This window comes from Mesorhizobium sp., from assembly GCF_004963255.1.
Lineage (GTDB): Bacteria > Pseudomonadota > Alphaproteobacteria > Rhizobiales > Rhizobiaceae > Mesorhizobium.
Genome location: NZ_SUGA01000068.1, coordinates 1 through 12,087, shown reverse-complemented (window position 1 = coordinate 12,087; position 12,087 = coordinate 1). Strand labels below are relative to the sequence as shown.

Annotated in this window: 10 protein-coding genes and 1 riboswitch; of the genes, 3 read left to right on the top strand and 7 right to left on the bottom strand. The window is 58.7% G+C overall.

Annotation, left to right across the window (positions count from 1 at the left end; all coding sequences use genetic code 11):
• Positions 1-880: 880 nt before the first annotated feature.
• The 7 genes from E5X34_RS32035 to E5X34_RS32005 all read right to left on the bottom strand — a co-directional run bounded on the left by E5X34_RS32035 (position 881) and on the right by E5X34_RS32005 (position 6,864).
• Positions 881-1,696: a hydroxymethylpyrimidine/phosphomethylpyrimidine kinase gene (locus E5X34_RS32035; protein ID WP_063169417.1), complete on the bottom strand. Its 816-nt coding sequence runs from the start codon at positions 1,694-1,696 to the stop codon at positions 881-883.
• Positions 1,687-2,292, bottom strand: coding sequence for a thiamine phosphate synthase (locus E5X34_RS32030; RefSeq protein WP_063169416.1), 606 nt, complete (start codon positions 2,290-2,292; stop codon positions 1,687-1,689). Before E5X34_RS32030 ends, E5X34_RS32035 begins: the two co-directional genes overlap by 10 nt.
• Positions 2,289-3,062 carry a thiazole synthase gene (locus E5X34_RS32025; protein WP_024504259.1) on the bottom strand — a complete coding sequence of 258 codons (774 nt, stop codon included), beginning with the start codon at positions 3,060-3,062 and terminating at the stop codon, positions 2,289-2,291. Before E5X34_RS32025 ends, E5X34_RS32030 begins: the two co-directional genes overlap by 4 nt.
• A 1-nt stretch (position 3,063) precedes the next feature.
• The gene (gene thiS, locus E5X34_RS32020; RefSeq protein ID WP_024504260.1) at positions 3,064-3,261 is read right to left on the bottom strand and encodes a sulfur carrier protein ThiS; all 198 of its coding nucleotides are present in this window, start codon (positions 3,259-3,261) and stop codon (positions 3,064-3,066) included.
• Positions 3,230-4,231, bottom strand: coding sequence for a glycine oxidase ThiO (thiO, locus tag E5X34_RS32015; protein WP_063169415.1), 1,002 nt, complete (start codon positions 4,229-4,231; stop codon positions 3,230-3,232). Before thiO ends, thiS begins: the two co-directional genes overlap by 32 nt.
• Positions 4,228-6,063, bottom strand: a complete 1,836-nt coding sequence (gene thiC, locus E5X34_RS32010) for a phosphomethylpyrimidine synthase ThiC (protein ID WP_063169414.1) — start codon at positions 6,061-6,063, stop codon at positions 4,228-4,230. The genes thiO and thiC overlap by 4 nt, the downstream gene beginning before the upstream one ends.
• Before the next feature lie 103 nt (positions 6,064-6,166).
• A riboswitch (TPP riboswitch) is annotated at positions 6,167-6,283 on the bottom strand.
• Between the two features lie 317 nt (positions 6,284-6,600).
• Positions 6,601-6,864 carry a hypothetical protein gene (locus E5X34_RS32005; protein WP_082826710.1) on the bottom strand — a complete coding sequence of 88 codons (264 nt, stop codon included), beginning with the start codon at positions 6,862-6,864 and terminating at the stop codon, positions 6,601-6,603.
• Between the two features lie 491 nt (positions 6,865-7,355).
• Between E5X34_RS32005 and E5X34_RS32000 the strand changes: the two genes are divergently transcribed.
• The 3 genes from E5X34_RS32000 to E5X34_RS31990 are packed head-to-tail and all read left to right on the top strand — an operon-like array spanning position 7,356 to position 11,814.
• Complete coding sequence (locus tag E5X34_RS32000; protein WP_127248690.1) at positions 7,356-8,693, top strand: metallophosphoesterase; 1,338 nt, start codon at positions 7,356-7,358, stop codon at positions 8,691-8,693.
• 2 nt (positions 8,694-8,695) lie between these two features.
• Positions 8,696-10,762 (top strand): hypothetical protein, encoded by a 2,067-nt coding sequence (locus E5X34_RS31995; protein WP_063169412.1) that lies wholly within the window; start codon positions 8,696-8,698, stop codon positions 10,760-10,762.
• Complete coding sequence (locus E5X34_RS31990) at positions 10,759-11,814, top strand: hypothetical protein (protein ID WP_063169411.1); 1,056 nt, start codon at positions 10,759-10,761, stop codon at positions 11,812-11,814. The genes E5X34_RS31995 and E5X34_RS31990 overlap by 4 nt, the downstream gene beginning before the upstream one ends.
• The last annotated feature ends 273 nt before the right edge of the window (positions 11,815-12,087 follow it).

Below are 12,087 nucleotides of genomic sequence, written 5' to 3'. Positions count from 1 at the left end.
GATGTAAAGTCTGCCATTTTGTCGATCATCGCAAAAGCGGCCTGTCTGCTAGCGGCCCCGTTGCGGCCATTCTTACTCCCGCACTTTGGCTTTTCCAGCGCTAAACCGGCCTTGGGCGATGAATGGAAACGGTCAGATGTTCCCGGTCTGTGCTCGAAAAGTCGCATAAAAGGGCAGACTGGTGTGACGTCCGGAATTATTGGGCCTTTCACGGGTTTACCGGTCCCGAATTATCGGTTGCTGGCGGGCGGGCTATGCGATTGAAAACAGGAGAGTTTTCTGGCTAAGGGTGGGGTTTCAGACTGAGTTTACCAATGCCCTTAATGACGATTAATTCTGGATTGGCATCAGGTGATTGGGTTTGCGCAGAATATAGCCGCCCTTATTGGTAAACCCGCTCACGGTCGACAACGGATTGGTCAACCTAGGACGACAGGATTGGTAAACCGGAGCCGCCCTATCGACGAAGGTCTAGCTTGGCGCATTCACTGTCGCCGGTAGGCAGATATTCGGGCGACAATCGGGACCAGCGTGCGACGCCGCCAAGCGTGAGACACGTCGGCTACGCCGCAAATCGACACGGTTTGACCGGGCGCAATACCGCACCGATCTTCTAATCTCGGCTTAATTCCGGAGAGAGGCAGATAATTCCGGACGCCACACTGATTGGTAACCTAAGGCCACCCACCACGCGGATTGGTAGCCCACAGGAATAGGTTTGGTAACCCTTATCGAGTGAGGGCCGCTCGTACCTTTCGGCGGGTTCGTTTCAGTTCTAAGCCCGGCTTAATTCTGGACAACGACAGATAATTCTGGACGGCACAGTGGAACTCAACGCGTTGTAAGGATGGCATAGAGAAGCAGTAGCCCTCCAGTCTCGCTACTGGAAAAATTCTGGAAAATGGGTCTGCTTGGCTGGACGCAGAACGTTGTGATTATTCAGCCGGCATTTCTGAAGCTTCTCGAACACAAACAGCTTGCCTTCGCGCACGCTATCTTCGAGCGACTTCGCCTTCGCCAGATGCGCCGCAATCGCGCTGGCCAGCATGCAACCTGTTCCGCGCATCGATATAGCAAGGCGCGGCGTGTCGAAGTGGATGGGTTCATGATCGGAGCGTAACAGAATATCGGCCGATCGGGGACCCGACGCGTGCCCACCCTTGATCAGCAGGGCCTGAGGGCCGACGGCCTGCAGTCTTTGTCCTTGTTGGAGCGCACCGTCCTCATCCGAAGCCGGTTCGGAACCAGTAAGGAGCGCCAGTTCAGGAAGGTTGGGCGTGACAATGCAGCAAAGCGGCATCAAATCGCGCTTCATGGCAGCGATAGCGCCTGCTTCCAGAAGTGCGCGGCCTGAGGTGGAGGCCAGCACAGGGTCGAGTACTGCCGGCACTTGCGGAAATTTGCGCAGCACTGCGGCAACGGCAACAATGATCTTGGCAGTCGCCAGCATGCCGATCTTGATTGTGGCTACGTCGTTGGCCTGTAGCGCGGCACACATCTGATTGGCCACCATGCTGGGTGGCGAATGATGGATTTCGATCACGGCGTCGTGCGTTTGCACCGTTAGCGCTGTGACGGCGAGACAGGTGCGCACGCCAACGGCAGAGATCGTCTCGATGTCGCGTGCTATTCCAGCACCCCCGCTGGAATCTGATCCGCCAACGACAAGCACATGCGGTTCTCGTCTCATCGCCATCGGTCCGTCTTTTCGATCCATTCTCGCGTGCGCGCTTCGGGGTCGAAGCTCAACGTGATGTCCGTGACCACTGCGGCGCTGTTGGCGCCGGCCTCAAAGACGCCGTCGAGGCGGTCGGGGTTGAGGCCGCCGATGGCGACCAATGGGATCGGCGCCACCCGCCGCTTCCACTCGCTGATCCGCTCTAGCCCTTGCGGTGCCCACTTCATTTTCTTCAAAGTGGTGGGATAGATCGGACCGAGCGCGACATAGTCGGGCTCGGCAAACATGGCCGTTTCCAGCTCGACATGATCATGCGTGCTCAATCCGAGCCTGACGCCCGCTGCCCGTATCCTCGAGAGGTCGGCCGTTTGCAAATCCTCCTGGCCCAGATGCACGAAATCGCAGCCTTCCTCGATTGCCAGGCGCCAATAATCATTGATGATGAGCTGGCTTTTGTGTTGGACACACCAGGCCTTCGACTTGCGGATCTCCGCGCGCAGCCCGGTTTCATCCATGGTTTTGATGCGAAGCTGAATCAGCTTGACGCCGAGCGGCGCCAACCTTTCGATCCAGGCGGCGCTGTCGACGATCAGGTAGAAGGGATCGAGCTTCATGAAAAAACGGCCCTGCCGACCATCGGTGTCGATGGCACGGCGACGTCGCGCGGTTCGAGCATTCCCGAACTGAACGCCTCACGACCGGCGTCGACCGCCTTACCGAAAGCACGCGCCATGCCGACCGGATCTGCCGCCTTGGCGACCGCTGTGTTCAGGAGCACGGCGTCAAAGCCGAGTTCCATGACGGTGGCCGCGTGCGACGGCCGTCCGAGCCCCGCATCCACAATCAGCGGGACGCCAGGGAAATATCCGCGCATCGAGCGCAGCGCCGTCATGTTGACCGGTCCCAAGGCGGAACCGATCGGTGCGCACCACGGCATCAGGACCTTGCAGCCCGCTTCCAGCAGCCGCTCGGCGACAACGAGATCGTCGGTGGTATAGGGGAATACCGCAAAGCCGTCCTCGCACAGGATGCGGGCGGCTTCAACCAGACCGAACACATCCGGCTGTAGCGTGTCGTGATTGCCGATCACTTCGAGCTTGATCCAGTTGGTGCCGAAGACCTCGCGCGCCATTTTCGCGGTGGTGACGGCTTCCTTGACGGAGAGGCAGCCGGCGGTATTGGGCAGGGTTCTGGCGCCCAGCGAGCGGATCAACGACCAGAATTGTTCGCCGGCCCTACCGCCCGCCATCTCACGCCGCAACGAGACGGTCACCACCGACGTGCCCGATGCCTTGACTGCATCGGCAAGGATGGCCGGCGAAGGATACTGAGCCGTGCCGAGAAGCAGGCGCGACGAAAGCTCGGTTCCATAAAGCTCCAACATGCTAGCCGCCCTGCATGGGCGAGAGGATTTCGATCCGGTCGCCGTCGCTCAACTGGAACTCCGCGCGGTTGGCTTTGTGCACGAGGTCGCTGTTGACGGCGGTGGCGAGCCAATCGCCCTCATAGTCGAGCGCGGCAAGCAACTCGGCCAGCGTGGTGGCGGCAATCTCACGCGCCTCGCCGTTGACCATCAGTTTCATGAGCATGCTCCTTGGTTCTGTCTTGACTGAAAACCAGGTCGGCAGCCTGGCGCGCCATGGCGGGGGCGAGGAGAAAACCGTGACGATAAAGACCGTTGATCGCGATGATCTCACCGTCTGTTTCGACGCGTGGCAAATTGTCGGGAAATGCCGGACGGACACCCACACCGGTTTCAACGATCTCGGCCTCACCAAAGGCCGGATGGAGGGCATGGGCGGCGCCCAGCAGCTCCATCATGGAACGCGCCGTCACCGGTCCGGCGCTCTGGCTTTCAATCATCGTCGCTCCGATCATGAAACGGTGATCGGTGCGCGGCACGGCATAAAGCGGAAAGCGTGGATGAAGCAAACGGACCGGCCGCGACAGCGAGACATCAGGCGTGCGAAGGATCAGCATTTCGCCGCGAACACCGCGCAGCCTGTCATCGGCCGCTGCCATTCCCATGCAGTCTATCTGACGGGCGAATCCCGAAACAGGCCGGGCGTCGCAGCCGAAGTGGAATTTGACACCCATGGTCGCAAGCTTGTCATGAAGTGCCGCCATCGCCGGGCGTGGGTCGAGGTGAGCCTCGTCGGGGAAGAGCAATCCACGCCGGAAGCGGCCGGCGAGGTCGGGTTCCAGGAGCGCAATTTCGTTTTCATCGACGCGCCGATGCCCTGACGTGCGACTGGCGAACCGGTCAAGCTCACCGGCATCACGCGGCGCGGCCACGACCAATGTCCCGGCCCGTGTCACCTGACCCGACAGCACCGCATCCCACCAGTCGGCAGCATCGCGTCCGAGATCCAGCACCGGCTGCTCCGCGCTTTCGCGCTCGCACCATGGCGCCAGCATGCCGCCGGCGAACCACGACGCGTTGCCACCAAGGCCATGCCGCATCTCGGCGACGGTGACCGTCGCGCCGCGGGCGGCGAGTTCGAAAGCGACGGTGAGGCCGGCAACGCCGGCCCCTTTGACGAGCACCCTCATGATGGTTTGGGAGCCTCTGGCACGACCGGTACGCCAGTCTCGTCCGCCTGCATGTAGAGATCGCCGCCCTCCCGGTATTTTGCCGCCATTGCCGCCATGCCTTCCTTCTGGGCCTCGGCACGGATGTCGTGGGAAATGCGCATGGAGCAGAATTTCGGCCCGCACATCGAACAAAAATGTGCCAGCTTGTGCGCCTCCTTGGGCAAGGTCTGGTCGTGGAAGGACCGTGCGGTTTCGGGGTCGAGCGACAGGTTGAACTGGTCCTCCCAGCGGAACTCGAAGCGCGCGCGCGAAAGGGCATCATCCCTGGTTTTCGCTGCCGGATGGCCCTTCGCCAGATCGGCTGCATGGGCGGCTATCTTGTAGGTGATCACGCCAATCTTGACGTCGTTGCGGTCGGGAAGGCCGAGATGCTCTTTCGGCGTGACGTAGCAAAGCATTGCGGTGCCGAACCAGCCTATCATGGCGGCACCTATCCCTGAGGTGATGTGGTCATAGCCCGGCGCGATGTCGGTCGTCAGCGGCCCCAACGTGTAGAACGGCGCCTCACCGCACACTGCGAGCTGCTTGTCCATGTTCTGCTTGATCTTGTGCATGGGGACATGGCCCGGGCCTTCGATCATCACCTGGCAGTCCTTTGCCCAGGCAATCTTGGTGAGTTCTCCAAGTGTTTCCAGTTCGGCGAATTGCGCCGCGTCGTTCGCATCGGCGATTGAACCGGGACGAAGGCCGTCGCCGAGCGAGAAGGAGACGTCATAGGCTCTGGCGATGTCGCAGATCTCCTCGAAATGCTCGTAGAGGAAGCTCTCCCGGTGATGGTGCAGGCACCATTTGGCCATGATCGAGCCGCCGCGCGAGACGATGCCCGTGACCCGGTCGACGGTCAGCGGGATGTAGTGCAGCCGCACGCCGGCGTGGATGGTGAAATAGTCGACGCCTTGCTCGGCCTGCTCGATCAGCGTGTCGCGGTAGACCTCCCAGTTCAGATCCTCGGCGATGCCGTTGACCTTTTCCAGCGCCTGATAGAGCGGCACCGTACCGATCGGCACCGGCGCATTGCGCACGATCCAGTCGCGGATGTTGTGGATGTTGCGGCCGGTCGACAGGTCCATCACCGTGTCCGCGCCCCAGCGGATAGCCCAGACCATTTTTTCGACCTCTTCGGCCATCGACGATGTGACAGCCGAGTTACCGATGTTGGCGTTGATCTTGACCAGAAAATTGCGACCGATGATCATCGGCTCGCTCTCGGGATGATTGATGTTGGCGGGAATGATTGCGCGCCCGCGCGCCACCTCGTCGCGCACGAATTCGGGTGTGACGAAATCTGGGATCGCCGCGCCGAAGGCTTCGCCGTCGCGTTGCAGCTTGCCGCGCATCACCTCGCGGCCGAGATTCTCGCGGATGGCTACGAACTCCATTTCTGGCGTGATGATGCCGGCGCGCGCATAGGCAAGTTGGGTCACCGCCTTGCCCTGCTTGGCCTTGAGCGGCCGATTGCGTATCGGAAATTCCGGTGTCAGGCGCTCGCCGGTGGCGAATCCATTGTCTTCCGGCCGGACGTGGCGGCCGTCATAGGCTTCGACATCGCCACGCGCCGTGACCCATTCGTGGCGAAGCCGGGCAAGGCCTTTTTCGATGCTGGTTTCGACTGATGGATCGGTGTAGGGGCCGGACGGATCGTAGACGGTGACGGGCGGTTCGCCGGCCGTCGGATGGACGGAAATCTCGCGCATCGGCACCCTGATCTGCGGGTAGAGGACGCCGGGCTTGTGGATTTTCCGCGAGGCGGGCAGTGGTCCCGTCGATACGGCGGGGGTGAGGGCATTCATCGTGAGGCTCCTTTGCTCATGCATTGGAGACCCAGTTCTGTGCCGGAAGGATGAAAAGACGCTTCTGTAGACCTGCTGCAACAGGACCTCGGGCGTAAACTCCCGCAAAGCGCTTGCACCGTCCCTACGCCAGTATGAACTGGATCAGGTTCAACGGGTCACTGCGCCGCGAAAGCCAGCAGTATCTCAGCCCCTTGCCGGGACTCCCCTGGTGAATGCCTTAGGTTGAACGGGCTGACGCTATCTTGTCAAGCGCATTCGGGCGCCTTCGGCCGGTGGCGACGACCGGCGGCCAGCCGGGCGGAGAGCTCGCGCATGCATCGGGGACAAGTCACGCCCCGTAGACCGGGGCTGAATGGCCAAAGCCTCATTCGCTTCGTGAAGGATGGAGAAACTGTATTGGCCATGTGCGCGTATCGACCAAGTAGCTCAGGCGGTCACGGATGTGGTTATTCTGGTCGAAGGTGACGAACGGCCTTGGGGGTCACCTCCTTTAGGATTCAGAGGTTGGAAGACGGCTTCTCGCGATCACGGCCATCAGGAAATACCTGTCTTCGGCTCAACCTCGACATGGCGTCCGATCGACCGCAGATATACAGCTATCTCGTTCATGAGATGATCGCGTTCGCCGTAGATTTCAGCAATCCTACGCAGCTGTGGCTCGACGGCCCTCCGTTGCGCTGGCGTGAAATCAGCATCGCCAAAGACGTATCCCAAGTTGCCAATCGCGCAAATTTTGCAGCCGGCGTCCACAACTGCTTGTACGAATGCCGGAATGTCTTTTTCTTGCATGGTCTTCATGTCGAACCTCTCGTGAATGGCGTGCTTGCGCCCCAATCTGCCTTTTCAGCGTGTCCTCTGGGCGGCGCAAGCCCTGAGCGTGACTGTGCACGGGCAACCTCGACTATCCCATCTGCCACGCTCTTTAGAATCGGTGGGGTCTGGTGATCGCAGGCTGGGCCACTCAAAAGCCTGCAAGAAGAAAGTCATGGCGACCATTGCTCAAGATCGCAAGGGTGCGTGCAAGACCTTCCGTTGGCAGTCATGCACGCTCGCTCAGAGATAGTCCGGCCGCGGAAATTCTCCCTTATTCGTAAGAAAGCTCATTGAGCAACTGGGCATTGAGCAACTGGGTCTCACGTCACGGGTCTCGTGTGCTTCACAGCCGAAAAATAGCCGCCGTGGCAATTCTCGAAAAGTGCAGGCTACCTCGTTAAGGACACTGCGGATGATCGTTCGCGCTTGGCAAAAGCGAACGGATTAGTCTATGGCTCTCGGCAGGGGGGCGAGTTATGCGGCGGGTGCGAATCCTTCAAGTAGGCGATATTCACTATCCGGACTGGCATCCTTCCTCTAGCAACATCGATGCCAAGGATAGCAAGTTCGCTCCGAAAATAACGCAGAAGCTACGCGCGTCTTCGCTGCGTGCCGTCTTGACGAAACTTCGGCGGCTGACGACTTCGAAGCCCTTGGATTCGATCGCCTTCATGGGGGATTTCACGAGCCGTGGCGACAAGACCTTCATTGCTTCGGCATTCCAGCATTTCACGTTGCTCTGCCGCGCACAGGGACGCAGTTCAAAGGCGCTTCCGTTGATATTCGTACCGGGAAATCACGATGTGAACCGTGATGACGCGCGCGAACTTGGACCGACTGAGAAATTCAGCGAAATGGCGAGTTTAGCCGCCCGCTTGGGTTGGCAGACCGTTCCCGTGGACCAACCCGTGCACTTCAGACTTCCGACAGGATCCGCAGGCGCAAACTTCATCCTCGTCAACACAGCGATAGGCAGTTGGGAGCTTCAAAACCTTCCCGCGTTCCTTCGTGATCGTCTCGAGGCACTCAGTCCTTCTACAGAGCCTGTAGATCTCGGCTCGCCGGACATCTCGGGACATTCGCCCGCGACACCTCCCAGCGATCCAGACAAGGAGGCGTCCGACGACGAGTATTACGGTCAGATGGACACGCCATACATCTCGCGTGAGATGCTTGCAGGCCTACAGGAATTGCTCCAGCAGCCCGACATGCGTTACGGCATCATAATCGGCCATCACAATCTGCTGCCACAAAAGACTCCGCGCATTACGCCATACGCGGAGATGCTCAACAGCGGATTTGTCAGAACTCAGCTGCTGCAGGGCAACAAGCCTATCGTCTACCTGCATGGACACATACATGCTGATCCGGTCGAGATCGTCAACGATCCAAGGTTTCCGGACGGCAAATTGATCTGCATCTCAGCACCAGAGATACAGTCAGGTTTCAATGAGCTCGTCTTCTTCACGACCGATCAGGGAGAGCTCGTCGGCATCCGACTTATACCCTACCGCACCAATGTCGCCGACGGGACGGTCATGGAAGGCGAACATTGCTTTATTTCGACCATGTCCAACGGCAAGGCCTTTCTGAACAACGACACGTTTGACCTGCTGCGCCGACTGCGCGACCATGCCACCAGGCGCGGGAATGGGTTACTCTTCTGGGACGAGATCACTGAGATTGCTGCCTCCGCCGAGCTCGGGCTAGATCTGGAAGACTCTCTTCTGATGCTCCAAGCGGCGCGCTTCATCGAGATAGACGGCCTCACCAAGGCAAACTCGGCTTGGCGCATTAAGGTAAGGGACGAATAGCGATGGAGAATCCGTTCGGCCCCAACAGGATCGAGTACGAAAGCCGCCCGATACTGTGGTTCAGTCAGAAGTCGGCGTTGATTTCTGCCGCCGCCAAGCCGGTCTTCGTCGCAGGGACGAGAGGCAGCGGCAAGACCAGCATTCTTCGCTCGCTTTCCACAGTCCATATTCTTGAAGACAAAAGTCTCTCGGACCAAGTCGGCAAGCTCGCTTGGTATGGCGTCTTCTTCCAGCTCAATGAGACATTCTCGCCCCTAATCGACAACGCCGTTCTGAACCTCATTCCGGAGCGGATACGCTTCGACACGGCCGCCGTGATCCCGCGGCAATTCGTAATCTTCTCTCACTATCTGGAGCTGAAGATAGTCGAACGCCTGCTCGAGAGCATCGGCCAGCTCAGACGCGACGGCCACTTGAAATACCGGGCCTCCGAAGATAGGGACGTCGCCCTGGCACTGCATCGCGAAGTGCTGCACTTCATACCCCAACCTGCCCGTCTCGACTTCTTCAGCATCGATGAGCTGCGGGGTGGGATAACCCGGTACGTCGACGAATGCTTCAACGCGTTCTTCTTTGCCGCCGATGCCGGAGCGACCGGCTTCAGAGCAACAGACCCTGGCGCGATCATTAACAAGGTCGCGACCGCGATCACTCCACTTTTAAATGGCCCATCTTTCGCCGGTGACAGGGCGCCCTTCTTCAAGATACTGATTGACGACTGTGAAGCACTGACACCGCTCCAACAGCAGTTCCTGAACACCTTGGTGAGAAAGACGCGCGGCAACGTGAAATGGGTCCTCGCCTACATCGGCGGCCTCTACGACACGATCCGGACGATCATACCCGGCCAGTCGCTCTCGAATGCTGACCGGGACGTCGAGAATCTTGATTCAGTCGATCCGAGGGAGTTCGCCACGCTGTGCGAGAACGTGTCGTCGCTTCGGCTGTACTATGCGCTTCCTGACCATCTGCGGAGTGATCTCGAGCGCAACGATGCGCTCAGCGCGTTTTCGCTCAAAAACCGGCTGGGGCGGCTTTCCGTCAATGACATCATCGAGCGGGTTATCATATCGGGTCATTCCGAGGGCAGAGAAGAGCTTGTGGCACTTGCTGATGCAGCACGTGAATTCCTCTCCGTGAATTTGAGGACGGCGGATCAGCAGCAATTCCTTCTTGATCGAAAAGCGCGCCCTTATGCCGAAGGGCTGGCGCTCGCGCTCATGAACCCGGAAATTAAGCGCCGGCCCATGAGCAAGGCGGATGCTTCAAATCTGAAGAGGTCGATCGCCCGGAAACAGGGATGGGCTTTTCTGAAAGCGTGCCAGATGCTGCGTCTGCATGACTACCCGTACGTAGGGCACCAGATCATCACATCATTGAGCGACGTCTGTATACGCGATTTCCTTGATATAATGGGAGAGATCTTCCGCCGCAGTGTTCCGAGTTCCAGTGATCCACGAAAACTGGTGGAATTCATCAACTCGGATTTACAGATTCATCTCGAACAGCAGAGACAGGCTGTGAACGCCGCCTCTCAACGGAAGCTTGATGGACTTCAGGCGCTTTCACATCCGTACGAAGAAGAGAGCGTGCGCATGGTGCGGGCGTTGGGTTACCTGACCGCTCGCCTCCAGACAGAGTTTGCCGAAGAAAATGCTCTAGGAACGACAGAGAGAGGCATTTTCAGGGTTGATCTAAAGGAAATGCGCTCGCTGGTGAACCGACTGGAGCAACCCAGCGGAAAACTGGACGAGGTCCTGCGTCGGGCGGAAAGGGATGGGTTTATCCGGGAGGTCTCCGCCGCCGGCAACTTTGAGGTGGACCGCGCCGACCCCGCATCGAAGGAGATGATGATCAGATTGCATCGGCGATTTGCACCTTACTTCGGGTTCTCCTATCGCGGCCCGTACGAAATCAACACAATCCCTGCGGCGCGGATGGTCGACCTGCTTTTTACCAGGCATCGGCTCCCAGAAGACTGGGCCGACTCGGTGTTTAAGGAGCTCGTCGCGCGGCCCGCACTCAAGACCGAATTCCAGCACTCGCTTTTCGAGAGCGATCTCGAATGACCGCTTCAACTGTCGAGTATCGAGTCTTCGGCCATCTGGCCGTCACCGAGAAGGCGAGAGATGCAGGTACCTGCGAAACGATGGAGGCAGATATCGCGATCGTCGCGCTTGGATGGGAAACGCGTTTCGCCGCGTTCGAAAACCATCTTGACCTGAAGGTCGGCAAGATCGTGGTTCTGGACTTTGCTCTGAAGGAAGCGAACGTCCCAGCCGTCGAAGAAAACCGGCGAAAGCTCATCGCTATGGGTACCCGATGGGGCGTCGAAGTGACTGTGATCACCCTCGAGCCTTCCATCGAGTATCAGAAGAACATCAATCTCCTCGATCACCTGCTCACTCAGATGGCCGCTTCATGTGGCTCATACGAAGGAAGCCTGCGGAAGGTTTTCGTCGAGTGCTCGACGATGCCGCGAATCTACATCCAATGGCTGATTGCGGTGGCATTCAAGAAAATGTCGATTCAGTCTCTCGAATTCGGGTACGCCGAAGGTATCTACGGGAACGCGATCGGCAAAGAGGATTTTTCCAGCGGCTTGGACCGATACGTCACCGTCCCTCATCTTCAAGGCAGCGGAGGAATGGGCGAAGAGAAAGTCCTGCTCGTGGGGATCGGAGGAGATGCCGACGTATTCTACGGATTGATCGATATCGTCAGTCCGGAACGGATCTCGCTCCTCGTCCCAAGAAGCGACAAGAATGCGCATATCGATGCTTTGCTCGATCAACAGGTGGCCAAGGTACGTGAAACCCACCGGCTCGAAGATGGCGAAGTTCGCGACATCCAGGCTTTCGGGCTGATGGCCCACCTCGATGCTTTCGAGACGTATCTCGACGGGTTCGGCTCGCGTGCGGTGGTGAACGTTTTTGTCAGCGGCCCGAAGGTTCAGGCCATCGCTGCTGCCGTGCTCGCCTGCTCCGACAGCCGCGTCCATCTCAAGGCAAGAATTCCCACCTCCTATGCCCATCGTGAAGTCTCAGCGAATGGGCGGTATCATATCTATAGGCTGATTGACCTGACATCCCCTGCCTGCAGCCTTCCCGGGACGTTCTGACACTATCTTGCATTCGAGTAGCATCATGGTCCCAGTAGCCGTTCCGCCAAGCCTTCAGCGCATGTTCGTGTCGCCCGATCCGGTCGATGGGGGGCTAATTCCCACTTGGAAGCTGCTCTACATCAGATCAGGGGGGAATGCAGACTGGCAGAATTCCGTCTAATTAGCGACTAGCTAAAACATATACTCAGGCGAGACTGTTCAGCATAGAAATAGTGAGTCGGCCGTGAACTATCCGCAAGCCATTGATCTGGCCTGTTGATTGAGGCGGAT

Bases quoted from the DNA above. Each gene is read 5' to 3' on its own strand.
- E5X34_RS32030 (WP_063169416.1), bottom strand. From the start codon at position 2,292: ATGAAGCTCGATCCCTTCTACCTGATCGTCGACAGCGCCGCCTGGATC.
- thiO (WP_063169415.1), bottom strand. From the start codon at position 4,231: ATGAGGGTGCTCGTCAAAGGGGCCGGCGTTGCCGGCCTCACCGTCGCT.
- E5X34_RS31990 (WP_063169411.1), top strand. From the start codon at position 10,759: ATGACCGCTTCAACTGTCGAGTATCGAGTCTTCGGCCATCTGGCCGTC.
- E5X34_RS32005 (WP_082826710.1), bottom strand. From the start codon at position 6,864: ATGAAGACCATGCAAGAAAAAGACATTCCGGCATTCGTACAAGCAGTT.
- E5X34_RS31995 (WP_063169412.1), top strand. From the start codon at position 8,696: ATGGAGAATCCGTTCGGCCCCAACAGGATCGAGTACGAAAGCCGCCCG.
- E5X34_RS32035 (WP_063169417.1), bottom strand. From the start codon at position 1,696: ATGGCGATGAGACGAGAACCGCATGTGCTTGTCGTTGGCGGATCAGAT.
- thiC (WP_063169414.1), bottom strand. From the start codon at position 6,063: ATGAATGCCCTCACCCCCGCCGTATCGACGGGACCACTGCCCGCCTCG.
- E5X34_RS32000 (WP_127248690.1), top strand. From the start codon at position 7,356: ATGCGGCGGGTGCGAATCCTTCAAGTAGGCGATATTCACTATCCGGAC.
- E5X34_RS32025 (WP_024504259.1), bottom strand. From the start codon at position 3,062: ATGTTGGAGCTTTATGGAACCGAGCTTTCGTCGCGCCTGCTTCTCGGC.
- thiS (WP_024504260.1), bottom strand. From the start codon at position 3,261: ATGAAACTGATGGTCAACGGCGAGGCGCGTGAGATTGCCGCCACCACG.